Annotated in this window: 22 protein-coding genes, 6 tRNA genes and 1 pseudogene; 5 read left to right on the top strand and 24 right to left on the bottom strand. The window is 56.5% G+C overall.

Features of this window, described 5'->3' with window-relative positions; translation table 11 throughout:
- Positions 1 to 34 precede the first annotated feature (34 nt).
- From yigB to A1830_RS18705, 6 genes are all read right to left on the bottom strand, one after another.
- Complete coding sequence (gene yigB, locus A1830_RS18730) at positions 35 to 751, bottom strand: 5-amino-6-(5-phospho-D-ribitylamino)uracil phosphatase YigB (RefSeq protein ID WP_067709741.1); 717 nt, start codon at positions 749 to 751, stop codon at positions 35 to 37.
- Complete coding sequence (gene xerC / locus A1830_RS18725; protein WP_067709738.1) at positions 751 to 1659, bottom strand: tyrosine recombinase XerC; 909 nt, start codon at positions 1657 to 1659, stop codon at positions 751 to 753. The genes yigB and xerC overlap by 1 nt, the downstream gene beginning before the upstream one ends.
- Positions 1656 to 2363 (bottom strand): DUF484 domain-containing protein, encoded by a 708-nt coding sequence (locus A1830_RS18720; protein ID WP_067709735.1) that lies wholly within the window; start codon positions 2361 to 2363, stop codon positions 1656 to 1658. Before A1830_RS18720 ends, xerC begins: the two co-directional genes overlap by 4 nt.
- The gene (gene dapF / locus A1830_RS18715; protein ID WP_067709733.1) at positions 2360 to 3184 is read right to left on the bottom strand and encodes a diaminopimelate epimerase; all 825 of its coding nucleotides are present in this window, start codon (positions 3182 to 3184) and stop codon (positions 2360 to 2362) included. The genes A1830_RS18720 and dapF overlap by 4 nt, the downstream gene beginning before the upstream one ends.
- A gap of 27 nt (positions 3185 to 3211) precedes the next feature.
- Positions 3212 to 3445, bottom strand: a complete 234-nt coding sequence (locus A1830_RS18710; RefSeq protein WP_073981057.1) for an LPS translocon maturation chaperone LptM — start codon at positions 3443 to 3445, stop codon at positions 3212 to 3214.
- Between the two features lie 114 nt (positions 3446 to 3559).
- A complete protein-coding gene (locus A1830_RS18705) occupies positions 3560 to 6115 on the bottom strand; it encodes a class I adenylate cyclase (RefSeq protein ID WP_067709728.1) in 2556 nt (851 codons plus the stop codon).
- A 289-nt stretch (positions 6116 to 6404) separates the two neighbouring features.
- On the opposite strand from A1830_RS18705, the gene hemC reads away from it, so the two are divergent.
- Genes hemC through hemY form a run of 4 tightly spaced genes read left to right on the top strand, consistent with a single transcriptional unit; the run spans position 6405 to position 10429 of the window.
- Positions 6405 to 7346 carry a hydroxymethylbilane synthase gene (gene hemC / locus A1830_RS18700; protein WP_067709726.1) on the top strand — a complete coding sequence of 314 codons (942 nt, stop codon included), beginning with the start codon at positions 6405 to 6407 and terminating at the stop codon, positions 7344 to 7346.
- Positions 7343 to 8083: a uroporphyrinogen-III synthase gene (hemD, locus tag A1830_RS18695; RefSeq protein WP_067709723.1), complete on the top strand. Its 741-nt coding sequence runs from the start codon at positions 7343 to 7345 to the stop codon at positions 8081 to 8083. Before hemC ends, hemD begins: the two co-directional genes overlap by 4 nt.
- Positions 8084 to 8105: 22 nt before the next feature.
- Positions 8106 to 9236: a uroporphyrinogen-III C-methyltransferase gene (gene hemX / locus A1830_RS18690; protein WP_067709721.1), complete on the top strand. Its 1131-nt coding sequence runs from the start codon at positions 8106 to 8108 to the stop codon at positions 9234 to 9236.
- 2 nt (positions 9237 to 9238) lie between these two features.
- The gene (gene hemY, locus A1830_RS18685) at positions 9239 to 10429 is read left to right on the top strand and encodes a protoheme IX biogenesis protein HemY (protein WP_067709719.1); all 1191 of its coding nucleotides are present in this window, start codon (positions 9239 to 9241) and stop codon (positions 10427 to 10429) included.
- A gap of 851 nt (positions 10430 to 11280) precedes the next feature.
- Here the strand turns inward: hemY and A1830_RS18680 are convergent.
- From A1830_RS18680 to trxA, 18 genes and pseudogenes are all read right to left on the bottom strand, one after another.
- A tRNA-Pro gene (locus A1830_RS18680) sits at positions 11281 to 11357 on the bottom strand.
- Between the two features lie 75 nt (positions 11358 to 11432).
- A tRNA-Pro gene (locus tag A1830_RS18675) sits at positions 11433 to 11509 on the bottom strand.
- Between the two features lie 34 nt (positions 11510 to 11543).
- Positions 11544 to 11630 (bottom strand) — tRNA-Leu (locus tag A1830_RS18670).
- A gap of 3 nt (positions 11631 to 11633) precedes the next feature.
- Positions 11634 to 11720, bottom strand: a tRNA-Leu gene (locus tag A1830_RS18665).
- A 15-nt stretch (positions 11721 to 11735) separates the two neighbouring features.
- Positions 11736 to 11811 (bottom strand) — tRNA-His (locus tag A1830_RS18660).
- Between the two features lie 80 nt (positions 11812 to 11891).
- Positions 11892 to 11968 (bottom strand) — tRNA-Arg (locus tag A1830_RS18655).
- Positions 11969 to 12145: 177 nt separating this feature from the next.
- The gene (wecG, locus tag A1830_RS18650) at positions 12146 to 12886 is read right to left on the bottom strand and encodes a lipopolysaccharide N-acetylmannosaminouronosyltransferase (protein WP_067709717.1); all 741 of its coding nucleotides are present in this window, start codon (positions 12884 to 12886) and stop codon (positions 12146 to 12148) included.
- A gap of 53 nt (positions 12887 to 12939) precedes the next feature.
- Positions 12940 to 14378, bottom strand: a pseudogene (wzyE, locus tag A1830_RS18645) (ECA oligosaccharide polymerase).
- Positions 14375 to 15451 carry a TDP-N-acetylfucosamine:lipid II N-acetylfucosaminyltransferase gene (locus tag A1830_RS18640; RefSeq protein ID WP_067709715.1) on the bottom strand — a complete coding sequence of 359 codons (1077 nt, stop codon included), beginning with the start codon at positions 15449 to 15451 and terminating at the stop codon, positions 14375 to 14377. Before A1830_RS18640 ends, wzyE begins: the two are co-directional and overlap by 4 nt.
- A complete protein-coding gene (gene wzxE / locus A1830_RS18635) occupies positions 15448 to 16698 on the bottom strand; it encodes a lipid III flippase WzxE (protein WP_067709712.1) in 1251 nt (416 codons plus the stop codon). The genes A1830_RS18640 and wzxE overlap by 4 nt, the downstream gene beginning before the upstream one ends.
- Before the next feature lies 1 nt (position 16699).
- Positions 16700 to 17830 carry a dTDP-4-amino-4,6-dideoxygalactose transaminase gene (gene rffA / locus A1830_RS18630; protein ID WP_067709829.1) on the bottom strand — a complete coding sequence of 377 codons (1131 nt, stop codon included), beginning with the start codon at positions 17828 to 17830 and terminating at the stop codon, positions 16700 to 16702.
- 50 nt (positions 17831 to 17880) lie between these two features.
- Positions 17881 to 18582 (bottom strand): dTDP-4-amino-4,6-dideoxy-D-galactose acyltransferase, encoded by a 702-nt coding sequence (rffC, locus tag A1830_RS18625; RefSeq protein ID WP_067709710.1) that lies wholly within the window; start codon positions 18580 to 18582, stop codon positions 17881 to 17883.
- On the bottom strand, positions 18579 to 19841 hold the full coding sequence (wecC, locus tag A1830_RS18620; RefSeq protein ID WP_067709708.1) for a UDP-N-acetyl-D-mannosamine dehydrogenase: 1263 nt from the start codon (positions 19839 to 19841) through the stop codon (positions 18579 to 18581). The genes rffC and wecC overlap by 4 nt, the downstream gene beginning before the upstream one ends.
- Entirely contained in the window at positions 19838 to 20968 is a 1131-nt protein-coding gene (wecB, locus tag A1830_RS18615) for a non-hydrolyzing UDP-N-acetylglucosamine 2-epimerase (protein ID WP_156485040.1), read from the bottom strand. The genes wecC and wecB overlap by 4 nt, the downstream gene beginning before the upstream one ends.
- A gap of 22 nt (positions 20969 to 20990) precedes the next feature.
- Entirely contained in the window at positions 20991 to 22046 is a 1056-nt protein-coding gene (gene wzzE, locus A1830_RS18610) for an ECA polysaccharide chain length modulation protein (protein WP_067709703.1), read from the bottom strand.
- A gap of 56 nt (positions 22047 to 22102) precedes the next feature.
- Positions 22103 to 23182 (bottom strand): UDP-N-acetylglucosamine--undecaprenyl-phosphate N-acetylglucosaminephosphotransferase, encoded by a 1080-nt coding sequence (gene wecA, locus A1830_RS18605; protein WP_067709701.1) that lies wholly within the window; start codon positions 23180 to 23182, stop codon positions 22103 to 22105.
- Between the two features lie 307 nt (positions 23183 to 23489).
- On the bottom strand, positions 23490 to 24749 hold the full coding sequence (gene rho, locus A1830_RS18600) for a transcription termination factor Rho (RefSeq protein ID WP_067709698.1): 1260 nt from the start codon (positions 24747 to 24749) through the stop codon (positions 23490 to 23492).
- A gap of 356 nt (positions 24750 to 25105) precedes the next feature.
- Positions 25106 to 25438, bottom strand: a complete 333-nt coding sequence (gene trxA / locus A1830_RS18595; protein WP_067709696.1) for a thioredoxin TrxA — start codon at positions 25436 to 25438, stop codon at positions 25106 to 25108.
- Between the two features lie 117 nt (positions 25439 to 25555).
- On the opposite strand from trxA, the gene rhlB reads away from it, so the two are divergent.
- Entirely contained in the window at positions 25556 to 26848 is a 1293-nt protein-coding gene (gene rhlB, locus A1830_RS18590; RefSeq protein ID WP_067709694.1) for an ATP-dependent RNA helicase RhlB, read from the top strand.
- Positions 26849 to 26851: the final 3 nt, after the last annotated feature.

The raw sequence follows: 26851 nt of genomic DNA, 5'->3' as shown, positions 1-26851 counted from the left end.
CGTCACGCGCCCCACTGGATATTTAACCAGCATATTATATCAGCGTGGTCAGCGATGCCAACCGTGAAATTTCCAGCGTGGGCAGCAATCGGGCATCATCAATATGCATCAGATTGCCGCCGTGCAGGTTAATCCAGCAGGCCTGCATGCCGCTGCGCACCGCGCCCGCCACGTCCGTGGTCAGGTCGTCACCCACGTGCAGAATGCTTTCCAGCGGCAGATTAAGCCTTTCTGCAGCCAGGTGATACATGTCCTGGTACGGCTTGGCGCGCCCGTGCGGGCCGGCTCGCAGAATAAAGGTAAAATAGTCTTCCAGGCCAAACAGATGCGGATCGGCATTGCCGTTGGTGATCGCTATCAGCGGCAGCTTTTCCGCCAGTGCGGCAAGCGTGGTGTGGGTTTCGTCCGGCACCGCAATCTGATTTCGCCAGTGGGTGAAATGCGTCATCACCACCCGCGATCCCTTATCCGCTTCGCTGTCGCTCAGTCCTGCCTGGCGCATCGCCAGCTCAATGGCCCGACGACGCCATTCGCTGACGTCATGATAGATGTCCGGCTCCTGCTCGCGCAGGCTGTCGCGCAGCTGCTGGTAGTTCTCTACGCTGAATCCGTTAAGCGCGGGATGATACTGCTGTAAAAAAGCGTGGGATTCCTGGGTCGTACGACGGATAACCGGGTGATTATCGTACAGCGTGTCGTCGAGATCGAACGACATCGCCGCCACAGGTCGCAGCGGGCGGTAAAAGTGCATCAGGATTTTCCTCGTTTCGCACGGGGATGGGCAGCATCGTAGACCGACGCCAGATGTTGGAAGTCGAGATGGGTATAGATTTGCGTCGTGCTCAGGTTGGCGTGTCCCAGCAGCTCCTGTACGGCGCGCAGATCGCCGCTGGACTCCAGCATATGGGTCGCAAAGGAGTGGCGCAGCTTGTGCGGATGAATATGGCTGGAGATGCCCTGCTTTACGCCCCATTCGGCAAAACGCTTCTGCACGTTGCGCGTCGAGATGCGCTTGCCCTGCTTTGACAGGAAGACCGCGCCGTCTTCGGGGGCAAAGAGTTCACGCAGCGCCAGCCAGTGTTCCATCCAGGTTACCGCCGTCCGGCCTATCGGCAGGCGGCGCTCTTTACTGCCCTTGCCCACCACCCAGACTTCACCCGATGCCAGATCAAGATGGCCGGTGTCGATCCCGACCAGTTCAGAGAGACGAAGCCCGGCGCCGTACATGATCTCCAGCATGGCCCGATCGCGCACCGCCAGCGGATCGTTAATGTCGATCTCCAGCAGGCGATTTACATCGTCCACGTCAATATTCTTAGGCAGGTGACGCGGCGCGCGCGGTGTCGCAACGCCTTTTGCCGGGTTGGCTTTTATCACCCCCTGCGCGACCAGCCAGTCGAGAAAGCTGCGCAGCGCGGAGAGGCGAAGCGCCAGGCTGGCAGGCTTTAAACCGGCGCGGCGGCTGTGTGCCGCCAGCGAACGAACCCGGGCGGCATCAAGCTGCTGCCAGTCGGGCAGTTTCATCTCTTCCAGCAGGGCGATGCAGGCGGCCAGCTGGCGCTGGTAGTTGATTTGCGTCAGCGGACTTAGCTGGCGTTCAACCTTAAGATAACGCAGAAAGCCCTCTACGGCGTTAAGTAGAGGCGCGTCGCTACTCATACGCGCTCAACCCACCGCGCCAGCAGTTCGGGCAGCATCAGGGAGAGATGCTGGAGCAGTACCGTCCCCATGCCTGACTGGTAGTGTTGGGTGTCGCGACTGCTGAAAATGAGTACGCCCAGATCGCCCTGCTCGCCCATCAGCGACAGGGCAACCGAGCCAATCGCCTTCGCCTGAGGCAGCAGCAGCAGCAGCTCGGGGCCATTCAGGCTGCCTAAGAAGTGCTGCTTATTGCCGAGCCGCTGAATACGAACGGGTTCAAACGCCTGGCGTGACAGCGCAAGCTGGGTAAAATCCGAAGGTGCGCCTATGCGCCACTTTTCGCTGAACAGACGCACATTCGCCCCGGCCAGTCCCAGTTCACGCGCCCAGCGATGCAGGCGGTTAAGCATCTCATGCAGGTTGGGGGCAGAGGCCAGACGGGCCTGGAGCGTCAGCAGACGATCGAACAGCTGCTGATTGGCGCTGGCCTGCTCCATCAGCAGGGTGATCTCTTCTTCCAGCTGGCTGATATGATGCCGCTGACGGCCCAGCTGCCATTCCACCAGGGATACGCTGCCGCGTACGGGGTGAGGCACCAGCATCTGCTCAACCTGCCGCGCATTGCGAATAAAGAAGTCCGGATTTTGCAGCAGGTAATCGCTAACGGCACGATCGTCCAGCATCAGTTCGCTGGTAACCCGTTGTTCCCCGACATTTTTCATAAGTGGATAAGCCCGTCATAAACGTGAGTGGCAGGGCCGGTCATATAGAGTGGATGACCGGGACCTTTCCAGGCAATATTTAAGCTGCCGCCGGGCAGATCGACCCGAACCTGTTCTGCCAGCAGCGCCTGCTGGATGCCAACCGCCACGGCCGCACAGGCGCCGCTGCCGCAGGCCTGCGTCTCACCCGCGCCGCGCTCATAGACGCGCAGGCGGATATGCCCGCTGTCAACAATCTCCATAAAGCCGACGTTAACCCGCTCGGGAAAACGCTCGTGGCTTTCGAGCACCGGCCCCAGTATCGCAACCTGCGCGGTTTTAACGCTGTCGACCTGGAGCACGCAGTGAGGATTTCCCATCGACACCACGCCGCACATCACCGTCTGCTCGGCCGTGCGCATCAGGTAGAGAATTTCGGCTTTATTGGCGCGAAAAGGCACCTGCTGGGGTTCAAAGTTGGGTTCACCCATATTCACGCAGACCCGTTCATCCTGGGTCACGCTGAGCACCATGCGCCCTGACTGCGTACTGACCTGGATATCTTTTTTATTGGTCAGCCCCTTCAGGCGAACAAAGCGGGCAAAACAGCGCGCGCCATTGCCACACTGGGCGACTTCACTGCCGTCAGCGTTGAAAATGCGATAGTGGAAATCCAGATCGGGATCGTAGGGCGGTTCAACGATCAGCAGCTGATCAAAACCGATCCCCAGATGACGATCGGCCAGACGCCGGATCAGCTCGGGCGAGAAATAGACGTTTTGTGTAACGGCATCGACCACCATAAAGTCATTGCCCAGACCGTGCATCTTCGAGAACTGCATTTTCTGCTCCGACGAATATGTCATAGTTTACTGAGCCGACGTCGTGCCCGATTCAGTGGTCTCTGACGACGTACTGGTCTGCGTCGGGTCGGTGGTGGTTGTCTGCTTCTGCGCATCGGCGCGGGTTGGCTTATAGTCGCTTGCGCTGGTTTGCTTTTTTGGCTGTTCCTGAGGAGGAAAGTAGAGTGGCCCTTTTAGTCCACATCCCGTCAGGCTGGCCACAGCCAGCACCAGCGCCATCCGGCAAATCACTTTGTTCATGCTTATTCTGCTCGTTATCAGTGCCTGTTGGATGTCTATCATCGCAGGTGAAGTGCTAAAAGCAACTGAAATGGTGATCCTGTTTCTCAATTGGCGAAGCGAAGCAGGTTTGGCTTAGTGCATCTGAATGTGCTGGGCGTAATCCCCGCCGGAGGCATTATCTGATACGTTGGCGCAGAGCTGCGCCAGGGTCTGACTGCGGAAGGGGATCACCTGAAAACGATCGTCGACCTGCACAATCTGATAAAACTGCGGCAGATTGAAATTGATAAAGCTGGAACCGTAGGTGAAGCGATCGTGTGAGGAGGAGTAGAAGCGACTGACATCGCGCACCAGCTCCTCTTTGCTGCCTTCACAGTGGTGGTAAATCTCGACCCGGTTGGTTTCATCCAGAATATAGATGTTGAATCCATGGTCGTCTTTGGTGTCCTCAAAGAAGAACTGAATGATGCCTTCGCTGGCATAGCCATTCACCACCGAGGGCAGGCGCGACTGATCCGTTTCCACCTTAATAGACAGGCCGTGCAGCTTGTTGTTGGAGATGGCGCCATAGAACTCCACCGCATTCTCCAGCTTTTGCACCGAGACACTCATGCGCTCGAAGAACAGCCCCCACGTCTGGCCTGCCACGCGGACCGCTTTGAAGCGGCCCGGTTCCTGACGCGTACTGGAAAGACGAAGCTCGATACATTCCGATACCAGCTGCTGAACGCGGGTGCGGATCAGCCCCCTGAGATGCTGGCTGTAGCAGAAGACCTCCACCGCATCCGGCGGGGCCGCATCCTGATGCATTTTGCCCAGAATGGTTTTCAGCGCCTCAATCATCGCCTGCTCGCCGTTAAAGTGCAGCGTACGCACCTCATTCCACGAGTTGCGATAGAGCAGATCGATACTGCCAATTAAACACTGCTGCTGCTGGCCGAAGCTAAACACGTCGAGCTTGCGGAAGTCGAAATGCACCACCTGATTACGGAACGCGGCGGTCGGGTCATATTCCAGATTCACGATAATCGCCAGATGGCGAATCTCGCAGGGGCTATAGAGCGCTTTCGCCGTGGGGGACGGCAGGCGCAGCGGGAAGTGATGGGAGACATCCGCCACCAGCTCCTGCAATCGCGCCAGATCGCATACGGCATTGCCTTTAATGTGCAGCCGCGTATCGCGGGTCAGCAGGCCGTTAAACCATGCCCAGGCCACCAGTTTGTTGAGGTAGCGGTTATATTCCAGCGGCTGGGGGCTGATAATAGACTGCATATCCGGCGACTGATTGTAGAGATACCAGCCAGCACGATTGGCGCGCCCGTTAGGCACGTGAATAAAGGTCAGATGCGCTTCGGAAAGGTCGGGCGAAATCTGCGGGTTGAGCAGCGTCACCTTGCCGGGCAGCGCTTCAAAAGCCGCATAGAGCTTACGCGTCAGGACGCCGATATCCTGCGGGCTGGCGCTAACGCTCAGGTTATTGCGCCGCGCAAAGCGAATCAGGTTGCGATAGCTCTGCATCATCGCATCCAGCAGTTCGTTATGGGCCTCGCGCACGCGGCCAATTTTCCAGTTGGCACGGTTATCAAGAATTTCCAGACGCGCGTCGTCCCAGCCCCACTCCTTCACCAGCTGGCTCAGGATCTCGCGCCGCCAGCCGGACTGCTCTCCCTCAATGGAGAGCTTTTCGCACACCTTAAGGTAAAAGCAGCGGCGCACCAGGTCCAGCCGGGCAGTATCATCAATTTTGGTGAGGTATTGCGTGACCCTTTCCAGCATCATGCAGTAGGGATCAAGCCCGTAAGAGACGATTTCGCCATCATGCAGGCGCTGCTTAATATCCATCGCCAGCAGCCGGGTCGCCGGATACTCCCAGGAGTAGGCTTCCAGCAGCAGCGTTTTCAGCACCGCTTTATACGGGGAATCAATGCTTTTATAGAGCTGCCACAGGCTGGCACCAAAATACTCTTCCGCGGACAGCGTGCCCAGACCACCCAGATCCAGCCACTCATTCGGCGTCAGTACGCCTTTCTGATAAAGCGACATGACATAGTCGTCGTAGTGCTCTTCCTCTTCGCCCGGCACCATATTCCACAGAATACGCTTGCCTGCCATGCGGACGGCAGTACGATAAAATTCGTCCAGCAGCAGTATATGCTGCGTAGAGCCGCAGTCTTCGCCGCCCAGACTGCCGCTTTCATTATGGCGGAAGCGGTTTTCATCAATCAGGAAGAAGCTGACTTCCACGCCCATCGCCGCACACCAGGTTTGCAGCAGGGTGCACTTTTTCTGTAAGCACAGGCGCTCTTCGTTATCCAGCCATGACTGGTGGCACACCCAGATATCCAGATCCGAGGTAAAGTTCTGCCCGACGGAAGAGGTGCTGCCCATAGAGTAAACCCCGGTAATGGGCATTTCACCCTCGGGTGGTAACGCGGCACTGGCACCAGACTCGCCCTCGAGGTCAGCCAACCAGGCACGTTGGCTTTCATCAGGCGCGTAGAAACCGATGCCATGTGGAACGTTACCCTCAAGGTAACCCGGCATCAGTGGGTGATGATAATGTAATAACGTTGGCAGCAGACTGTAAACCTGTTGAAAGGCAGGCCCCATTGCAGCCAGCGCGCGATCAACGCGCAGCTGGTTGATGGCATCCAGTCTCTGTTTCAGTGTCTCTATATAGAGGTACAAGACGTCTCGCCCGATTGTCCCAGTGCATATAAAAAAGCCTGTTTCCGCCATCCGCCGCGTGTTTTTTGAAAATAGTCGTACGGATTTTTGCTGGAAACGTGATCAATCTAACACCTGGTAGCTTGACCGTAAAGAAAGTTGCGCTACAGAACAGTTTAGCACGATTTACGATACCCCCTGCCCATGTGTACGGAATCCGTTTCTTCCCAGCCGTTTAAGGCCGCGGAAACTGACAGCCTTCACGGTTCAATGATAGGATAATCAATGAACGATAAAAACGGTAAGAAGCATGTTAGACAAAATTTTAAGAATTGCTACCAGACAAAGCCCACTTGCACTGTGGCAGGCACATTATGTGCAGCAGCGCCTGATGGCATGCCATCCGGGGCTTAACGTCGAACTGGTGCCTATGGTGACGAAGGGCGACATCATCCTGGACACGCCGCTGGCGAAGGTCGGTGGTAAGGGGCTGTTCGTCAAAGAACTGGAACAGGCTATGCTCGCCGATCGCGCGGATATCGCCGTGCATTCGATGAAAGACGTGCCGGTCGCCTTCCCGGAAGGCCTTGGACTGGTGACGATCTGCGAGCGCGAAGATCCGCTCGACGCCTTCGTTTCTAATAGGTTTGACTCGGTGGACGATCTGCCGCACGGCGCGGTGGTGGGCACCTCCAGCCTGCGACGCCAGTGTCAGCTGAGCGCCCGTCGCCCGGACCTGATTATTCGCTCGCTGCGCGGCAACGTCGGGACGCGGTTAGCGAAGCTGGATGCGGGCAACTATGACGCCATTATCCTTGCCGTCGCGGGCCTTAAGCGCCTGGGGCTGGGTGACCGTATTCGTCACGCCATGCCTGCCGAAGAGTCGCTGCCCGCCGTTGGCCAGGGCGCGGTCGGCATTGAGTGCCGCCTTGAGGATGCGCAAACCATCGCGCTGCTGACGGCGCTCAATGATGAGGATACCGCGACACGCGTCCGGGCCGAGCGGGCGATGAATACCCGCCTTGAAGGGGGCTGTCAGGTGCCGATTGGCAGCTACGCCGTACTTGTGGATGACCAGATCTGGCTACGCGGGCTAATCGGCGCGCCGGACGGTAAAACCATGGTACGCGGTGAGCGGCGCGGTCCGCGCGAGGATGCAGAGAAAATGGGCATTTCCCTGGCGGAAGAGCTGTTAAATAACGGTGGCCGGGAAATCCTCGCTGAGGTTTATCAGGGAAATCCACCCGAATGAGCATCCTGGTAACCCGTCCGGCGCCTGCGGCTGATGAGCTGGTCAGCCGCTTGCGTAAAGCCGGTCAGGTCGCCTGGGCTATGCCCCTGATTGAGTTCACCCCCGGTACGCAGCTGGAGAGCCTCCCGACACAGATAGCCAGCCTGCGCGACGACGATCTGGTGTTTATCCTGTCGCAGCACGCTATTCACTACGCCCAGCCCGCGCTGGTAAAGGCGGGAGGCAGCTGGCCCGCAAATCTCAACTATTATGCGATAGGCCGCTCTACCGCGCTGGCGCTGCACGCCGTCAGCGGGCTGAATGTGGTCTGGCCGCACGAGCGCGAAACCAGCGAGGTGCTGATACAATTACCTGCACTTCAGCAGGTGGCTGGAAAGCGGGCCCTGATATTGCGCGGCAATGGCGGCAGGGAATTACTTGCTGAAACCTTGCAACAGCGCGGGGCTGATGTACAGTTTATCGAGTGCTATCAACGCTGTGCGAAATATTACCACGGCCCGGTAGAGGGACGACGCTGGCGGGGCCGGGGGATTACCACGCTGGTAGTGACCAGCGGCGAGATGTTGCATCAGCTTTTTTCGCTATTCCCCGCAATCGATCGCGAGGAGTGGCTTCTCCACTGTCGGCTGATTGTCGTCAGTGAACGCCTGGCAACCTGCGCCAGGGAACTGGGTTGGCGCGAAATCAGGGTTGCGGATGGTGCTGATAACGACGCATTGCTCCGCGCGTTACAATAAACTTTTAAACGGGAAAGCCACAATGACGGAACACAAAGATCCCTCGGCCAGCCTTGAGGAGACCACGCCAGCGGTCGAGCCCTCTCTGGCTGAGAGTAAAACGCCCCATAAGTCGAAGAATACCGGCACGGCGCTGGCCGTTGTGGCAATTGCTATCGCGCTGGCCGTTGGCGGTGGCCTCTATTTTAACGGCAAGCATCAGGCGCAGCAGCAGGCAGCCGCCAGCAAAGCGCTGGCCGATCAGCTCTCTCAGCTTCAGCAGCAGGCCGTTAGCGATAAACAGACGCTGGGACAGCAGCTGACAACGCAAACCGCCGCGCTGGATGCCGCCAGGCAGCAGCAGGCGGTGATGAGCAAGCAGCTTGATGAGTTAAAACAGAAGGTGGCGACCATTTCCGGGAATGATGCCCATACCTGGCTGCTGGCGCAGGCCGATTATCTGGTGAAGCTGGCGGGTCGTAAACTGTGGAGCGATCGGGATGTGACCACGGCCGCCGCGCTGCTCAAAAGTGCAGATGCCAGCCTGGCCGATATGAACGATCCCAGCCTGATTGAGGTGCGCCGCGCCCTGACGCAGGATATCAGCAGCCTCTCGTCGGTCAGCCAGGTGGACTACGACGGCATTATCCTCAAGCTTAACCAGCTGTCAAACGGTGTGGATAACCTGCGCCTGGCGGATAACGATAACGACGATACGCCGATGGATGCCGATAGCGGCGAGCTAACCTCTTCTCTGCGGGAGTGGCGCCAGAACCTGGTGAAAAGCTGGCACAATTTCATGGATGATTTCATCACCGTGCGTCGCCGTGATACAACGGCAGAACCTCTGCTGGCCCCGAATCAGGACATTTATCTGCGCGAAAATATCCGTTCCCGTCTGCTGATTGCGGCACAGGCGGTTCCCCGCCATCAGGATGAGATCTATAAGCAGTCCATTGATACCGTATCGGCCTGGGTGCGGGCCTGGTTTGATACCAGCGACCCGGCCACGAAGGCTTTCTTAAGCCAGCTGGACGATCTCAGTCAGCAAAGCATCTCGATGGATCTTCCTGAGTCGCTACAGAGCCAGCCAATGCTGGATAAACTGATGCAGACGCGCGTGCGCAACCTGCTGGCACAGCCCAGTGCCGGGCAACAGCAGCAGGGAGAATAAGCATGCTTAAGGTACTGATACTATTCCTTTTACTCATCGCAGGCGTCGTGCTTGGCCCGATGCTGGCGGGTCACCAGGGCTACGTGCTCATTCAGACCGATAACTGGAATATCGAAACCAGCGTCACCGGTTTGGCCATCATTCTGCTGCTTTCGCTGGTGATCATTCTGTTTATTGAGTGGATCCTGCGTCGTGTGTTGCGCACTGGCGTCAGAACACGCGGCTGGTTCCTTGGACGTAAAGGCAAGCGGGCCCGTAAACAGACCAATGCCGCGCTGGTGAAGCTGGCGGAAGGGGATTATCGCCAGGTTGAAAAACTGCTGTCGCGCAATGCCGATCACGCCGAACAGCCGGTGGTGAATTACCTGCTGGCAGCGGAAGCGGCGCAGCAGCGTAACGACGATACGCGCGCCAATCAGCATCTGGAACGTGCTGCCGAACTGGCAGGAGGCGATCAGCTGCCGGTAGAAATCACCCGCGTCCGCATCCAGCTGGCCAGAAATGAAGATCACGCGGCCCGTAACGGGGTAGACCGCCTGCTCGAAGTAGCCCCACGTCATCCGGAAGTGCTGCGTCTTGCCGAACAGGCTTACGTCCGCACCGGTGCCTGGAGCGCCCTGCTTGATATCCTGCCGTCAATGGAAAAAGCGCAGGTTTCAGACGACGTTCACCGTCAGGCGCTCAAACAGGAGGCCTGGCTGGGACTGATGAATCAGGCCATGGCGGATCAGGGCAGCGATGGCCTGAAGCGCTGGTGGCAGTCGCAGAGTCGTAAAACGCGGCATGAAACGGCGCTTCAGGTGGCGATGGCTGACCATCTGATTGTGTGTAACGATCATGAAACGGCGCAGCAAATCGTGCTGGACGGGTTGAAGCGGGCCTATGACGAACGCCTGATACTGCTAATGCCCCGACTGAAAACCGGCAATCCTGAACAGCTGGAGAAAGCGCTGCGTCACCAGATTAAACAGCATGGCGCGACCCCGCTGCTGCACAGCACGCTGGGACAGCTGTTGATGCAGCACGGTGAGTGGGAGCAGGCCAGCGAGGCGTTCAGGGAAGCCCTTAAGCAGCGCCCGGACGCCTTCGACTACGCCTGGCTGGCTGACACGCTGGATCATCAGCATAAGCCGGAAGAAGCCGCCCAGATGCGTCGTGACGGTTTACTGATCACGCTGAAGAATAACCCGTAATCCTCTTTCTCCCGGTGGTTACGCCGGGCAGCCCAAAAAAAACACCTGCCGGTCAGGCAGGTGTGAAATCAGGTCGGTAAGACAATTGGCGGATACCTGACTCAACGTCGTGTCCGGGCTTCCCGTAAGGTCAACAACGATACGGGCAGGTGGACAACAGGTACCATAAAGGGCTCTGCATCATTCCGGGTCTTATGAAGCCTGAGCGAGCATAAGCAGTGGAATGAGCATCTACACCTGCGTTATTGCACACATCATGCCATCCTGCTTATTAACCGAAAAATTTCATTTATTCGTCTGTTTTTTATGCCCTTACTCACCTGAATTTCCGTCTCCTCGCTTTGCATGGTCATAAAAGTGCGACACCCCTCTCCTTTTCTGTCCCTTTTCGGCGACAGCAATCCGATGATTAATTAAATTTCAGGTAATACATCGGCTTATACGTCTCATGCCGGCGACAGTGGGTGAGCGCGTTGCCATTGCAGATGCCCGGGGCATTAACGCACAGTCCGGAACAAGCGCAGCGGGTAGCAGGTAGCGGGTAGCGGGTAGCAGGTAGCAGGTAGCAGGTAGCGGGTAGCGGGTAGCGGGTAGCGAAGCGTAAAGCCTGGTGGGGATATGTTACAGGAATCAGAGGGAGATATTTTGCTGGGGCCAAAGGGACGTGTCACGGAACCAGGGAGAGGTAAGCCGCTGGAGTCAGAGGGACGTGTCACGGAATCAGGGGAGAGGTAAGCCGCTGGAGCGAGAGATATTTTGCTGGCCCAGAGAATGATGCCTTGCCGGAAAGGGTTAGCCGTGTGAGCGACTATGCAAAACAAAAAACCCCGCCGAAGCGGGGTTTCTGAAGATGGTCGGCGAGAGAGGATTCGAACCTCCGACCCACTGGTCCCAAACCAGTTGCGCTACCAAGCTGCGCTACTCGCCGAAATACTGCGGTACTGCCCTGCTCAGATCCTCAGACCTTAAGCAAAAAACCTCGCCACAGCAAGGTCTTGAAAAGTGGTCGGCGAGAGAGGATTCGAACCTCCGACCCACTGGTCCCAAACCAGTTGCGCTACCAAGCTGCGCTACTCGCCGAAATACTGCGACTTCTTTACTGCTGCTGATTTTGTGGTGCGAAGAGAGGGACTTGAACCCTCACGTCCGTTAAGACACTAACACCTGAAGCTAGCGCGTCTACCAATTCCGCCACCTTCGCATNTGGTGCGAAGAGAGGGACTTGAACCCTCACGTCCGTTAAGACACTAACACCTGAAGCTAGCGCGTCTACCAATTCCGCCACCTTCGCATACCGAACAAAATCTGGGGTGGCTAATGGGACTCGAACCCACGACAACTGGAATCACAATCCAGGGCTCTACCAACTGAGCTATAGCCACCACCCCTACTGCTTACTTTTGTACTGCTTACTGCTTTACTAACGCGGTTGTTACCACCGCAGCTCTTGCACACAACTTAATGGTGCGCCCGACAGGATTCGAACCTGAGACCTCTGCCTCCGGAGGGCAGCGCTCTATCCAGCTGAGCTACGGGCGCATAGCGCCGTTGCGGATGGGCATACTACGGATTCGAGCCGATCCTGTCCAGTGCTTTTTTAATAAAAAATCGCGTTTGCTTACGCTTTGTGCGTTCTGTCTAAAGCACGTACGGAATGTATAGAAAACGGACGAAAAATGTTTGCATTCCAACGATTACCGCAGGACAAAAAGTATTTTAAAGATCGCCGCGTAAATGATACTTGAGGTATTTAAGCAGTTTTAACTGCCTGCGCAGCCGGGAAGGTTGCATAAGAAGCCGATACAGCCACTCCAGACCCATCTTCTGCCAGAACAGGGGCGCACGCTTCACCCGACCGGTAAACACGTCATAGGTACCGCCTACGCCCATATACAGGGCATCAGGATTAACCATCTTACAGTCGCGCATCAGCACTTCCTGCCGGGGCGATCCCATGGCTACCGTCACAATTCGGGCACCGCTGGCGGCAACGCGTGCAAACAGCGCATCGCGATCCGCGGGCGCGAAATAGCCATCCTGCGCACCCACGATATTCACATTCCACTGGCGTCGCAGTTTAGCCTGCGTCTGCTCAAGCACTTCAGGCTTGCCGCCAATCAGGAAAACGGGCGTACCTTCACGGCCTGCACGCTCCATCAACGCTTCCCACAGGTCGGCACCGGCGATGCGGGCAATCTGCGCCTCGGGATATTTTTTGCGTACCGAGCGGACAATACTGATGCCGTCAGCATATTTGTATTCCGCCGCCTCAATCAATTCGCGAACCATCGGCTGACTCTCTGCCGTCAGGACTTTTTCGGCATTTATCGCCACCAGCGTTCCGGTCTTCAGGGTGCTTCCCTGATAGAGGTAGTCAAGGAAGCCAGCCATATCGCGAAAACCCAGCAGCGAAAAGCCGCGGATCTGGTAGTGCGGTACAGAAGAAGGGGCATCCATGAGCGTTTCCTTAAGGTAAAAATAGCCTGGCGGACAGACGTGTCCGCTCGGGCTTAATGCGACTGGGGCTGAACCGAGGCCTTTTTCGCCCGGACCACGCCTGCACTATCCAGCAGCCAGTAGAGCAGCTTTGCCACCACGACCGCCGCGACAAAAATCAGGCAAAAGAAGACGACCCGGGATGCAAACGCATCCAGGCCCTCTCTGGCAAGCACAATCATATTGAAAACAGCACCAAAGCAGAAGCTTTGTAATATCGCAGCTTTATAGCGATTACTCTCCTGCTGGCCTTTCTGATACAGCCAGTCAAACCATTTTATAACCATCCCGACTGCGATGGCGCCGGGCAGAATAAACCCTACTCCCCCCATCACCACCAGTGAGCCGATGAGCGTGGGTGAAATCGCCAGNTTATAACCATCCCGACTGCGATGGCGCCGGGCAGAATAAACCCTACTCCCCCCATCACCACCAGTGAGCCGATGAGCGTGGGTGAAATCGCCAGGCCTGAGTGGTTATTAAGCACTTCCCAGGTGAAGTAGTTAGCGCTGTTCAGCACCATTGTCGGCCTGTCCGGCCACAGCCAGCTCGGGATAAATACGTAGAAATCCCGCACTATCGGCGCCAGCCCCTGAAAGTCGATCTTATCGTAGTTTTGCAACAGCAGCCCCAGGTTCTCCCAGGGCGAGAAGGTATCGCGCGTCAGATAGAGGAAGGTATAGAATGCCTCCGCACCGCGGACGTCAAGGTTATAACGTTTCAGCGCCAGCCAGAACATCGCCACCACCCCGGCCACGCCCGCCATCGCCAGCATCCACAGCGTGATCCAGCCGCGAATAATGCCGATAAACAGAAACAGGGCAAAGGCGATGATGATGTTAGCGCGCGTACCGCCTACAATGACGTAGGTCAACAGGCCGAATCCCACCGTCGCCACCAGAAACAGCAGCCAGTTTCGCATTCGCTGATCGAGGAAATAGACCACCAGCATGGCGGGGATAAAAAAGTAGAAAAAGCGCTTAAGCGCCACGCCCGAGACGTCGCTGGAGAAAATCTGGCTGTAGCTGTGCAACCTGAATAACAGAAAGCCGTTATGCAGAAAGAACACCAGCACCGTGCCCAGCGCGATCAGGGCCAGAATCCCCCAGGTCAAATGCGTCTCAACGCGATTCATGGTAAAGACAGGCCTGGAGGGCCGCGCTGAGACCGCCCTCAGGCGCGTTTTATAGCTCACGTAGTAAATTGCGTAAAAGCACGTCGCCGAGAGCAGCGCCTCAAGCAGATTTTCAGGCGGCACCACCTGCACGTTGAATCTGAATACCAGCAGGCAGGTCAGCGGGAAGCCGAAATAGAAGGTCAGCAGGAACAGCAGCGAAAAGAAGACGTTAAAATTAAAACGTACCCGGCGAAACTCACGCCACGTCAGCGTCAGCACCACGCCGAGCGATAACAGCCAGACCACCAGCAGGCCAGCAAACTGCGACAGCGTCATACCTGTTCCTCTTCCGCCAGCGTAAGCGCATGACACCAGCCTTCGATATATGCCGGGTCAAAAAAGGCGATGGCCGACTTATCCAGCAGCGCCATTTGCCGCTGAGCTTCCTTAACCCGTGGCCCATCCAGCGTATCACCAGCGAACAGTACCGGGACGTTTTGCTCAACCAGGTCCTGCCAGAACGGGTTTTTACGGTTCACCACAACGGGAATATTGGCCTGGATCAGCAGGCACAGGGTGCCAATCCCCTGCTGGCGCTCAAAAATAAAGTAGCCTAAATCGCAGCGCGAAATCAGCTCAAGGTAAGCGGTAAAATCGAGTTTTTCAGTAAGGATATGGAGCTTATCCGCGCTGAACAGCCGCTCGCCTGCCTCCCGTACCTGCTGGATCCAGGCATCGTTATTCTCAGGATACCCGAGCGGTACGATGACCGAGGCTTTGTCGCCAAACTGCTGAGCTATCTCCTGTAGCGCCTGAACGTGACGATTGCTGCTATCCCCGGAGTTACCCACCAGAATCGTCAACTCATCCGCTTTTTTCTCTCCGGCGGGCAGGATCGTCTGTGCCATCCGGGTAGGGAAATAGAGCAGCGAGGCGGGCACCCGCGGGCAGCGCTGCTGAAACCAGGTGATGTCGCCACGCGTTGCGAACACCCGCCCCACGCGCTTCTGCGCCAGACGACGCAGCAGGTAAAACAGCCGGAATCGCCAGCCTTTTCCCTGTTCATAGAGATCGGCCCCCCAGATATGCCAGTAGCACTGCGCGGCTTTGATTTTCCCCACCAGCAGCGCCAGCCATAATGCGGCATTGAACTGCCCGAGGAAGAAGAAGCGGGTTTGCCGCGACGCCCTGGCCCTGGCGACGATCGCCTGGGCGATCGCGCGTTTATCCGCGAAGTAGCGAATGTCCAGCTGGCTGAACTCAGACGGCACGGGTGCTTCACCCACTACCCAGAAATGACGCCGCGCCGCGCCGGGCATCCGTACGGAGAGTACATCGTTAAAAAAACGCAGCACGGTCTGATTATGATGGGGAATGGGTGAGCCGAGAACGTAAATCAATGTGGTCATACTTTTCTACGATAGAGAAGAAAGGCGCTGGTGCAGAGCGCAAAATAGACGATGTAGCTGGCCATATAGGCCTGGGCGGCACCTGTTGCACCGTGCAAAGGGATAAGCCAGCGAGCAAACAACGTCAGCAACAGAAACTGGCTGACCTCTGTCAGAATGTAAAATCGTAGCGACGCTTTAGCAATCACCAGATAGCCAAACACATAGGAGCCAACCTTAAAAATATCGCCCGTCAGTTGCCAGATAAACAGGTCGCGCATGGCGTGAAACTGGCTGGAAAACAGCAGCCAGATAGCCATATCCCGCAGCAGCCAGACGGTCAGGCTAACCGCAGCCACCATCGGCAGCACAAAGCTGAGCGAGCGAACGATCTCGCGGGAGATCGCCTGCCGGCTGGTGAGGCGGGAGAGCGTGGGCAGCAGATAAACGCTGAAAGAGGCGGTAATAAATTGCAGATAGGCATCCGAAATACTGGTCACGCCCTGCCAGAGCCCAACCTGATCCCAGCCGCTGTGCGCCGCCAGCAGATTACGCATCATTACCCACGCGATCGGCAGCGTAACCGCGGTGATCAGCGCCATAAGCGTAAATTTGCTCAGGTTCGCGGCTATCGTCGGATCCCAACGGGGGAGCAGAAAGCGCAGGGGCAGATGATCCCGGCGGGCCAGTATTATCGCCGCCGGAAAGACCACCAGCGCGGGAACCATCGCCAGCCCTACCAGCGCACCGCTGTAGCCGCCCAGCCAGTAGCAGATAAACCAGGCTACCACGCCCACCAGGCTGCCCAGGATAAGGGCCAGCGCGTTCCCCCGCGCATCGCGGAAGCCTTTCAACACCGCCAGCGTCAGGTTGGCCCAGGCGATACCCACCTGCAAAAAGGCGACGATCCGCACCACGTTCTGATAATGGTCGTGCCCAAATAGGGCGGTGCTAATCGGTGCGGCGAAGAGTAAAAAGCCCACCGCCAGCAGCGTGGAGAAGCCCAGCACCATTGCCGAAGCCGTTCCGGTAATGGCGCGTAATGCCGGCGTCGGCTGCGACTGTTCCGCAACGTATTTGGTCACGCCATTAAAAATCCCGGCGCCCGCCAGCACGCCCAGCACGGTAATAAGCTGCCGGAAATTACCCGCCTGCCCCACGCCAGCCGGGCCGAACGACACCGCCAGCATCTTCACTACCAGCAGTCCCGCCGTAATCTTGACCAGTGTAGAGGCCGCCGTCCATACCGATGCTTTAGCCAGTGACATATCAGGAAAAGAAGCTCAGCAGCGAGTTGATCACCGTTTTCTGATTATTATCAGAAAGGTTATAAAACAGCGGCAGGCGGAGCAGGCGTTCGCTTTCAAACTGCGTATGATGGTCATCCCCGTGGAAGCGGCCAAAACGCTGACCGGCCGGTGAGGAATGGAGCGGAATGTAATGGAAGACCGCCAGGATCTCAGCCTCATTCAGCCAGTCAATCAGCGCACTGCGATCCTCATTATTGTGCAGCTTAATATAAAACATATGCGCGTTATGCTGGCACTCAGGCGGCATGGAGGGCAGCGTAATGCGTCCAGTCTGTGCAATCGGCTCGAGTGCATCATAGTAGCGCTGCCAGAGCGCAAGACGACGGGCATTAATCTGTTCTGCCGCTTCAAGCTGCGCCCAGAGCCAGGCGGCCTGAAGATCCGACATCAGGTAGCTGGAACCTATATCCCGCCAGGTGTATTTATCGACCTGCCCACGGAAAAACTGGCTGCGATTAGTGCCTTTCTCCCGGATGATCTCCGCACGTTCGATAAGAGCCGCGTCGTTTATCAGCGTCGCGCCGCCCTCGCCTCCGGCGGTGTAATTTTTGGTCTCATGAAAGCTGAAGCAGCCGATGTCGCCAATGGTACCCAGCGGCCTGCCTTTGTAGGTGGACATGATCCCCTGCGCGGCATCTTCAATGACGAACAGCTTGTAACGGCTGGCGAGGGCCATGATGGCATCCATTTCGCAGGCTACACCGGCATAGTGAACGGGCACAATGGCTTTGGTTTTCGGCGTGATCGCCGCTTCAATCAGGGTTTCATCAATGTTCAGCGTGTCGGGGCGAATATCCACAAACACGATTACCGCCCCGCGCAGCACAAAGGCATTGGCGGTCGAGACGAAGGTATAGCTCGGCATAATGACTTCATCGCCAGGCTGAATATTGATTAGCAGGGCCGCCATCTCCAGCGAGGCGGTGCAGGAGGGCGTCATCAGGACCTTTTTACAGCCAAAGCGATGCTCCATCCACTGCTGACAGCGCCGCGTAAAGCCGCCGTCGCCGCTGAGCTTTCCGCTCCCCATTGCCGACTGCATATACGCCAGTTCAGTACCTACAATCGGTGGCGAATTGAAGGGGATCATCATGTTACCTGTCATACCAGTAGGTGAAGCGTTAAACGGATTCATGGTTGTTACCTGTAAAGCCAGTAGGCGGTGCGTTCAACCACGCCACCGCAACGATGATAAAGCCGGAGAGCGGGGAGATTGCTCAGCTGGGTGGCGATATGTAAACGCGACAGGCGGCGAACCCGACACCAGTCTGTGGCAGCCGCAATCATCCGCTGACCGACGCCTAGCCCCTGCGCTTCCGGCAGCGTGGCCAGCAGGCCGACTCTGCCGCTGCCGTCCGGCAGCTCGCGCAATGAAATAAACCCCTGCATATCGCCCTGCTCATTGACGGCAAGCAGGCACTGGTGGTCAAACGTCCCGCGTACGGCGTTTTCTATCCACTGTGCATAAAACCGGCCGCTGTCGGCGGGCTGATACCAGGGCGCACGAAACCGACTGAAGGCAAACGCGGCGCTGGCTGCCTCACGCAGCAGGGGAATATGCTCAGCGCGGGCAATTCGTATGCCGTCCGGGCGCGACGTCGCGGACACGCCCAGCACGCAGTCCACTTCACCTTCAACCAGGCGAAATCCCATCTCGCCCAGTGCATCCAGCTCGGCGGTCTGCTGCGAAAGCACCCGGCACTGGACGATATCAAAGCCCTGCAATCCGTCACTATCAAGCACGGTTCCCCGGGCGTCCAGGCTCAACAGGGCGCTATTCACCGCGAAAAAGTCATTTTCCCATCTCAGGGGCTCAATGCGGCCCAGCACGGTTGCACTCACTGCCAGACGCCTTTGGTATCGACAATCCAGTGCGGTCCGGACTGAGCAACGTCTGCCGTTTTAAAAGCGGCATGGTCAACCAGCATCACCAGCACGTCAGCCTGGTGAAGGGCCTCATCCAGCGGTGCCAGTTCGGCTTTCCCGGCCAGCCGCGCAGGCAGCTGACGAATATGCGGTTCGATTACCAGCGTGGTGCCGAAATGCCAGTTGGCGATCATCTCTGCCACCTCCATGGCCGGGCTTTCGCGCAGATCGTCAATGTCTGGTTTAAACGCCAGTCCAAAGCAGGCGATAGTCACTTCGCTGGCGCGTTTGTCGCTGGCCGTCAGACACTCTGCCAGCGCCTTTTTCACCTGCTCCAGTACCCAGTGAGGCTTACTGTCGTTGACTTCACGCGCAGTACGAATGAGGCGCGCCTGGACCGGGTTCTGTGCCACGATAAACCAGGGATCGACGGCGATGCAGTGGCCGCCGACGCCCGGGCCGGGCTGGAGGATGTTGACCCGGGGATGTCGATTGGCCAGCCGGATCAGTTCCCAGACGTTAATCCCCTGATCGGCGCAGATCAGCGACAGCTCATTGGCGAAAGCGATATTCACATCGCGAAAGCTGTTCTCGGTGAGCTTACACATCTCCGCCGTTCGTGAATTGGTAATCACGCATTCGCCTTCCACGAAGAGCATATAAAGCGCCTTCGCCCGCTCGGAACAGGCTGGCGTCATGCCACCGATAACCCGATCGTTCTTAAACAGCTCAAGCATAATCTTTCCGGGCAGCACGCGCTCGGGGCAGTAGGCAATCTGAATATCGGCTGCCTCACCGGCCTGCTGTGGAAAGCGGAGATCGGGACGTTCCGTGGCCAGCCACTCGGCCATTTGCTCGGTGGCACCCACCGGGGAAGTGGACTCGAGGATCACTAAATCCCCGCGCTTCAGCACCGGGGCAATCGACAGTGCCGCAGCCTTAACCCATGACATATCCGGCTGATGTTCGTCCTGAAACGGCGTTGGGACGGCGATCAGAAAGGCATCAGCCGCTACCGGTTTGGTGGCAGCCCGCAGGTAGCCCTGTCCGACGGCGGTTTTCACCACCTGGTCGAGTTCGGGTTCCACTATATGGATTTCGCCACGGTTAATGGTTTCTACGGCATCGGCATTAATATCAATGCCAACCACGGTGTGGCCCCGCGAAGCAAAGGCAGCAGCGGTAGGCAGGCCAATGTAGCCCAGCCCGATAATTGAGATGGTATTGAACGTCATAAATAAACCCGATTATTTTTTAGCGCCTGCACAATACGCTGACAGGCCTGGCCGTCCCCATAAGGGTTGTGGGCACGACTCATTGAATGGTATGCCAGCTCATCCGTGAGTAAACGCGATACTTCACTGACAATCTTCTGCACGTCAGTTCCCACCAGTCTGACCGTGCCCGCCTCTACCGCTTCCGGACGCTCGGTGGTGTCGCGCATCACCAGAACCGGTTTGCCCAGCGAGGGGGCTTCTTCCTGGATGCCGCCTGAGTCCGTGAGGATAAGCCAGGCATGCACCATCAGCCACACAAAGGGCAGGTACTCCTGCGGCTCGATCAGCACGATGTTATCAATGCCGCGCAGAATGCGATTGACCGGCTCGCTGACGTTGGGGTTCAGGTGCACCGGATAGACGATGAGTACGTCGGGATGTAGCCGGGCGATCTCGGCCAGCGCGCTGCAAATTCGCTCGAATCCGCCGCCGAAGCTCTCCCGCCGGTGGCCAGTAACCAGAATCATCTTCTTACCGGCTTCCAGGAAGGGATAGCGCGCGGTCAGGCTGTTTCTGAGCGTCTCATCGCTCAGCACCCGATCGCGGACCCAGAAAAGGGCATCAATGACCGTATTGCCGGTCACAAACATGCGGTCCCCGCGCAAATTCTCACGCAGGAGGTTATTACGCGCGGTTTCCGTCGGTGTGAAGTGATACGAAGCCAGATGGCCGGTCAGGGTGCGGTTCGCTTCTTCCGGCCAGGGGGAATAGAGATCGCCCGTACGCAGCCCGGCCTCGACGTGTCCCACGGGAATACGGTGATAGAAGGCCGCCAGGCTGGCGGCAAAGGTAGTGGTGGTATCGCCGTGAACCAATACGACATCAGGGGTAAATTCGTCAAAGACGCCTTTCAGCCCCTCCAGAATACGGCTGGTGATTTCGCTTAGCGCCTGGCCGGGACGCATAATATTGAGATCGTAATCCGGTACGATCGCAAAAAGTTTCAGAACCTGATCCAGCATCTCACGATGCTGCGCAGTGACGCACAGACGCGCTTCTATCTCGCTATCCTGTGCGAGTGCATGAACCAGCGGAGCCATTTTAATCGCTTCCGGGCGCGTGCCAAAAACAGTTAGTACTTTCACTGTGACTCTCTTCGTTCGTCTGTTAGGTCGCTGAATGCGCATTACGCGCCCGACCACGAGGGCGGCGTACCAGAGCAGTCCCTGCCCCGGCTAAAGCGCCTACTGCACCCCACATAATCATTAAAAACAGGCGACGCGGGCTGTCGCGTTTCACTGGCTCCTCTGGCGTACGCAGATAGCGATAAGTCTGGAAAGACTCCACCAGGGTGGGACCCACGTTGAGGGTGGACAACATCGCTCTGTTTTGCAGGTAGTCCAGCTCGTAGCCGGGGCCGGTGGCCTGCAAATTCTCCAGCCGCCCCTGTAGCAGAGGGCGTCCCAGCAGGAAGAGTTCAGAGTCAGGCAGCTGCTCGACCGGCGTGGAGGTCTTCGCCTGCTCAAAACCCTGCTGGCGGGCAATTTTTAATGCCTGCTCTACGCTGTTCACCTGACGCTGGTATATCGCGTTGGCAACCGCCTCCTGCCGCTTCACCTGTGCTTTCAGCTGAATAGTGCGCGCTGCCCAGGCACCGGTTACGTCGTCGTTCAGATGCGTGGCCGCCCGCTGATTAGCGAAGGCCACGTACTGGCGCAGCAGCGTATTGGCATCCGCAGAGGTTTCTGCCACCAGCCTGACCGTGTCACTGACATTTTTGGCCGTATCCGCGGGCTGAAACTGTATATTGTTTATCATCTCATCCAGTTTCGTCGCGTCGTCATGCGCGTTGCCGGTTTGCCGCTGTTTGTAGTAGCGGGATTGCAGCCAGAAGTCCCGCCGCGTATCCCAGGCCGAAAGCTGCCTGACGAATTCCTGATAGGCCTGATCCATCACGGACGGCGGCGTGACGCTGCCATTGCTGGCATGAGTATCCAGATTATTCAAAAACTGCTGCTGCGAGTAATAGCCGCCCAGGAGAGTAACCGTTGGGCGATCGGTAATGGCAGTCGTGCTCCACTGTGGCGTCATCAGCAGCGAGCCGAGAAAGGCCAGCAGCGCCAGCGCCAGCGCACCGCCGATAATCCACAGCTTCCCCCTCCAGAGGGCGCAGCAAAGGCCGCGAATATCCAGTTCGTTATCGGCAGCATCAGGATGCGTCATACATAATTTTCCTTTTAATCAGCGTATCGGAATCGTGCAATTGGGCTCAGCGGTAATTACTGCGCCCTGCGCAGGCGTCTTTTTACTCTTTTTATCAGCCGAGCCACGCGCCATGCCCGCTTGATGCAGTAGCCGTAAAGCATAAACGCCAGTAAAAACAGCAGCAGCATGGCCCAGTCCGGGACAAAAGAGAGGGATTCGCCCAACACGCCGACGCCGGCCAGCAGCGCGGCGGCAAGCGTAATTAACAGGCAGGCCTGCCGCGAGGAGAAACCCGCCCGCATAATCAGATGATGAATATGCTGACGGTCAGCGGAGAAGGGGCTCATGCCCTTACTCAGGCGGCGATACATAATGGCCACCATATCCATTAGCGGGATAGCAATCAGCCACAGCGCCGTGACCGGCGTAATCGGATGAGACTGGCCCTGCGTCGCTTCCAGCAGGATCCAGATAATGGTAAAGCCGATTAGCGTGCTGCCTGCATCGCCCATAAACACCTTATACCGGCGACCAAATACGCCGAGATTCAGCAAAATATAGGGCACGATGGCCGCGATCATCGCAAAGCACCACATCGCCAGGCTTTGCTGTCCGTCAAGCAGGAGAATAATGCCCATCGCCAGGAAGGTGACGCAGGAGAGACCACCCAGCAGCCCGTCAATGCCATCGACCATATTGAAAGCGTTGATGGCGGCCCAGACGGCAAACAGCGTCAGCACATAGCCAAACGGCCCGACGATCAGTTCCCAGGGGCCAAAGATATACCCCAGGCTCAGCAGGTAGAGCTTACCGAAGGTCATCATCACCACGGCGATTGCCGCCTGGACGATGGCACGGAATTTCACGCTGATATCAAAACGATCGTCAAGCGCACCGACCAGCACCAGCATGCCCGCGCAGCCCAGATAAAGAACAAAATGAGGGAGATAGTAATTACTGATGGTGTAGCTAAAACAGATTCCTGCAAAAACAGAGATGCCGCCTACCAGGGGAACGACGCCCTGATGACGTTTGCGATAGTTAGGCTTATCAACCAGCCCCACCTTTTTAGCTGCTTTACGGGCAAAAAAGAGAAATACCAGTGAAAACAAAAATATTAAGGCAAGCTCTGTACTCATATTGAGTAAATTCACATTAAACAGCTCTCAGCAAAGAATCTCGCAGTGTTATAAGCAACTATTGTGCCATTAAACATCCGCAGATTTCTGATTTCCATTGTGCTTCCATTCAAAACTCCATCATGCGCTGAAATTTTATCCTGAAAGGCACCTTTATTTAATTCTCCGGTAGCTGAATATCGTATAGCCCACAAACGAAAAACGCCACGTTTGAACGTGGCGTTGCCCGAGTTTTCTTTTTGCCCGTTGACCGCCCATAAAGTTCAAAGCGGTCATAATGGCACCTGTCAACGGCCTGAGGCCGCCGTACAGGCGAAACGCGTTATGAGCGTTTCATCATATCGAAGAACTCATCGTTAGTTTTCGTCATAGCCAGTTTGTTGATGAGGAACTCCATGGCGTCAATTTCACCCATTGGGTGAATGATTTTGCGCAGGATCCACATTTTCTGCAGTTCTTCCGAGCTGGTAAGCAGCTCTTCTTTACGCGTACCGGAACGATTGTAATCAATCGCTGGGAACACACGCTTCTCGGCGATTTTACGCGCCAGATGCAGTTCCATATTACCGGTACCCTTGAATTCTTCGTAAATGACTTCGTCCATTTTTGAACCGGTATCGACCAGCGCTGTCGCGATGATGGTCAGGCTTCCGCCCTCCTCAACGTTACGTGCCGCACCGAAGAAGCGTTTCGGACGATGCAGGGCGTTCGCGTCCACACCACCGGTCAGTACTTTACCGGAAGCCGGTACGACGGTGTTGTAGGCACGGGCCAGGCGGGTAATGGAGTCCAGCAGGATGATCACATCTTTTTTGTGCTCAACCAGGCGCTTGGCCTTCTCAATTACCATCTCCGCAACCTGAACGTGACGGGATGCGGGTTCGTCAAAGGTAGAAGCAATCACTTCACCCTTAACCAGACGCTGCATCTCGGTCACTTCTTCCGGACGCTCGTCAATCAGCAGCACCATCAGCACGCAGTCTGGGTGATTATAGGCGATGCTCTGCGCGATATTTTGCAGCAGCATGGTTTTACCGGCTTTAGGCGGTGCGACGATCAGACCGCGCTGTCCGCGACCGATTGGCGACGCCAGGTCCAGAACGCGAGCGGTCAAATCTTCAGTCGAACCGTTACCGCGCTCCATCCGCAGGCGTGAATTCGCATGCAGTGGGGTTAAGTTTTCGAACAGGATCTTGTTACGCGCATTTTCCGGCTTATCGTAGTTAACTTCGTTAACTTTCAGCAGGGCAAAATAACGCTCACCTTCTTTCGGCGGACGGATCTTGCCGGAAATGGTGTCACCTGTGCGGAGGTTAAAGCGGCGGATCTGGCTGGGGGAAACGTAAATATCATCAGGGCCGGCGAGGTAGGAGCTGTCTCCAGAGCGGAGGAAACCAAATCCATCCTGCAATATCTCCAGTACGCCATCGCCGAAGATATCTTCGCCGCTTTTTGCATGTTGCTTAAGGATGGAGAAAATGATGTCCTGCTTACGCAGACGCGCCAGGTTTTCCAGCCCCATATTTTCGCCGAGTATTATCAGGTCAGAAACCGGCGTATTTTTTAGTTCGGTAAGATTCATAATGGTGGGTTCTTAAACTCGGGGTAAATCTCGAAATGTTTGTCGTAAGTGGAATGGCGAAAAATCCATGCCTGTTAATGGCACTCTTGTCTGGGTCCGCTCGATGATTACGTGCAGGATAACGCAAATCTGAGACGAGGGACGGTAAGGACAAGACGCCGGAAATGCTGATGATGCTAACCGTCAGATTGCTGAATATCTGTAAGATTTAGATGAAAACAGTGTTCAACAAGGAGTAAAACTTAGAGTCTTAGTACAGGTAAGTACAGAGTGCAGTAAAAGTAAGTTAGCACGCTTAATGGCCTGCGTCCAGCGCGGAGCTGAAATTTCGCTCTCTGCCGGACGCAGCCAGACGGTCAGCCCAGATTCGCGTTCAGGAACTCTTTAAGCTGACCTTTAGACAGTGCGCCAACCTTGGTCGCGGCCACTTCACCATCCTTAAACAGCAGCAAAGTAGGAATACCGCGAATACCATACTTTGGTGCCGTGCCCGGATTATCGTCGATATTCAGTTTGGCGATTGTCAGCTTGCCGTCGTACTCTTCGGCCACTTCATCAAGAATGGGGGCGATCATTTTGCAAGGGCCACACCACTCTGCCCAGAAGTCGACCAGCGTCAAACCTTCTGCTTTTAATACGTCGGTTTCGAAGCTGTCATCGGTCAGGTGAACAATTTTATCGCTGCTCATGTCTTACTCCAAAAGATTATGCCTGGCTGGTTGGCGTAAAATCTGCCAACTTAGGTTGACTTTATTTCACCGGATACGCTTTCGTAAAGCAATAGTAAGCTGATATTCTACCACACTATGAGCAAAACACACTTAACTGAACAGAAGTTTTCCGACTTCGCCCTGCACCCTCAGGTCATTGAAGCCCTTGAAACTAAAGGCTTTCATAACTGCACGCCTATACAGGCGCTCGCACTACCTTTCACCCTTCAGGGGCGTGATGTAGCGGGACAGGCGCAAACCGGTACCGGCAAAACGATGGCGTTTCTGACGTCAACGTTCCATCATCTTCTTTCTCACCCTGCACCTGTTGGTCGACAGATTAATCAGCCACGCGCGCTGATCCTGGCGCCAACGCGGGAATTAGCCGTGCAAATTCATGCAGATGCTGAACCGCTGACCCAGGCTACCGGCCTGAAGCTGGGGCTGGCCTACGGCGGCGACGGCTACGACAAACAGCTTAAGGTGCTGGAAAGCGGCGTTGATATCCTGATTGGCACGACCGGTCGGCTGATTGATTACGCCAAACAGAATCACGTTAATTTAGGTGCTATTCAGGTTGTTGTGCTCGACGAAGCCGATCGCATGTTCGACCTCGGCTTTATCAAAGATATTCGCTGGCTGTTCCGCCGCATGCCTGCGGCTAACCAGCGGCTGAACATGCTCTTTTCCGCAACCCTCTCCTTCCGCGTCCGCGAGCTGGCGTTCGAAAATATGAACAACGCCGAGTACGTCGAAGTTGAGCCGGAGCAGAAAACCGGACACCGTATCAAAGAAGAACTTTTCTATCCGTCTAACGAAGAAAAAATGCGTCTTCTGCAAACGCTGCTGGAAGAAGAGTGGCCCGATCGGGCGATTATTTTCGCCAATACCAAGCACCGCTGTGAGGATATCTGGGGCCATCTGGCCGCCGATGGCCATCGCGTTGGCCTGCTAACTGGCGATGTGGCTCAGAAAAAGCGTCTGCGCATTCTGGACGACTTTACCAAAGGTGATGTGGATATTCTGGTCGCCACCGACGTTGCCGCGCGTGGCCTGCATATTCCCGCCGTTACCCACGTCTTTAACTACGACCTGCCGGACGATCGCGAAGACTACGTGCACCGTATTGGACGCACCGGTCGCGCAGGGGCCAACGGGCACTCCATCAGCCTGGCCTGTGAAGAGTACGCGCTGAATCTGCCCGCGATTGAAGAGTATATTGGCCACAGCATTACCGTCAGCCGCTATAACAGCGATGCGCTAATGACCGATCTTCCGCCACCTAAGCGCCTGACGCGTCCCCGCTCTGGCAATGGGCCTCGTCGCGGTGGCAATAACAACCGTCGCAGCGGCGCGCCGCGTAATAGTAACCGTAAACGATCGGGATAAGCC

This window comes from Erwinia sp. ErVv1 (assembly GCF_900068895.1).
GTDB lineage: Bacteria > Pseudomonadota > Gammaproteobacteria > Enterobacterales > Enterobacteriaceae > Erwinia.
This window is presented reverse-complemented; position numbering and strand designations above follow the sequence as displayed.

Bases quoted from the DNA above. Each gene is read 5' to 3' on its own strand.
- hemY (WP_067709719.1), top strand. From the start codon at position 9,239: ATGCTTAAGGTACTGATACTATTCCTTTTACTCATCGCAGGCGTCGTG.
- rho (WP_067709698.1), bottom strand. From the start codon at position 24,749: ATGAATCTTACCGAACTAAAAAATACGCCGGTTTCTGACCTGATAATA.
- yigB (WP_067709741.1), bottom strand. From the start codon at position 751: ATGCACTTTTACCGCCCGCTGCGACCTGTGGCGGCGATGTCGTTCGAT.
- trxA (WP_067709696.1), bottom strand. From the start codon at position 25,438: ATGAGCAGCGATAAAATTGTTCACCTGACCGATGACAGCTTCGAAACC.
- A1830_RS18640 (WP_067709715.1), bottom strand. From the start codon at position 15,451: ATGACCACATTGATTTACGTTCTCGGCTCACCCATTCCCCATCATAAT.
- wzzE (WP_067709703.1), bottom strand. From the start codon at position 22,046: ATGACGCATCCTGATGCTGCCGATAACGAACTGGATATTCGCGGCCTT.
- wzxE (WP_067709712.1), bottom strand. From the start codon at position 16,698: ATGTCACTGGCTAAAGCATCGGTATGGACGGCGGCCTCTACACTGGTC.
- wecC (WP_067709708.1), bottom strand. From the start codon at position 19,841: ATGACGTTCAATACCATCTCAATTATCGGGCTGGGCTACATTGGCCTG.
- xerC (WP_067709738.1), bottom strand. From the start codon at position 1,659: ATGAGTAGCGACGCGCCTCTACTTAACGCCGTAGAGGGCTTTCTGCGT.
- dapF (WP_067709733.1), bottom strand. From the start codon at position 3,184: ATGCAGTTCTCGAAGATGCACGGTCTGGGCAATGACTTTATGGTGGTC.
- rffA (WP_067709829.1), bottom strand. From the start codon at position 17,830: ATGATCCCCTTCAATTCGCCACCGATTGTAGGTACTGAACTGGCGTAT.
- hemX (WP_067709721.1), top strand. From the start codon at position 8,106: ATGACGGAACACAAAGATCCCTCGGCCAGCCTTGAGGAGACCACGCCA.
- rhlB (WP_067709694.1), top strand. From the start codon at position 25,556: ATGAGCAAAACACACTTAACTGAACAGAAGTTTTCCGACTTCGCCCTG.
- wecG (WP_067709717.1), bottom strand. From the start codon at position 12,886: ATGGATGCCCCTTCTTCTGTACCGCACTACCAGATCCGCGGCTTTTCG.
- A1830_RS18710 (WP_073981057.1), bottom strand. From the start codon at position 3,445: ATGAACAAAGTGATTTGCCGGATGGCGCTGGTGCTGGCTGTGGCCAGC.
- hemD (WP_067709723.1), top strand. From the start codon at position 7,343: ATGAGCATCCTGGTAACCCGTCCGGCGCCTGCGGCTGATGAGCTGGTC.
- A1830_RS18720 (WP_067709735.1), bottom strand. From the start codon at position 2,363: ATGAAAAATGTCGGGGAACAACGGGTTACCAGCGAACTGATGCTGGAC.
- hemC (WP_067709726.1), top strand. From the start codon at position 6,405: ATGTTAGACAAAATTTTAAGAATTGCTACCAGACAAAGCCCACTTGCA.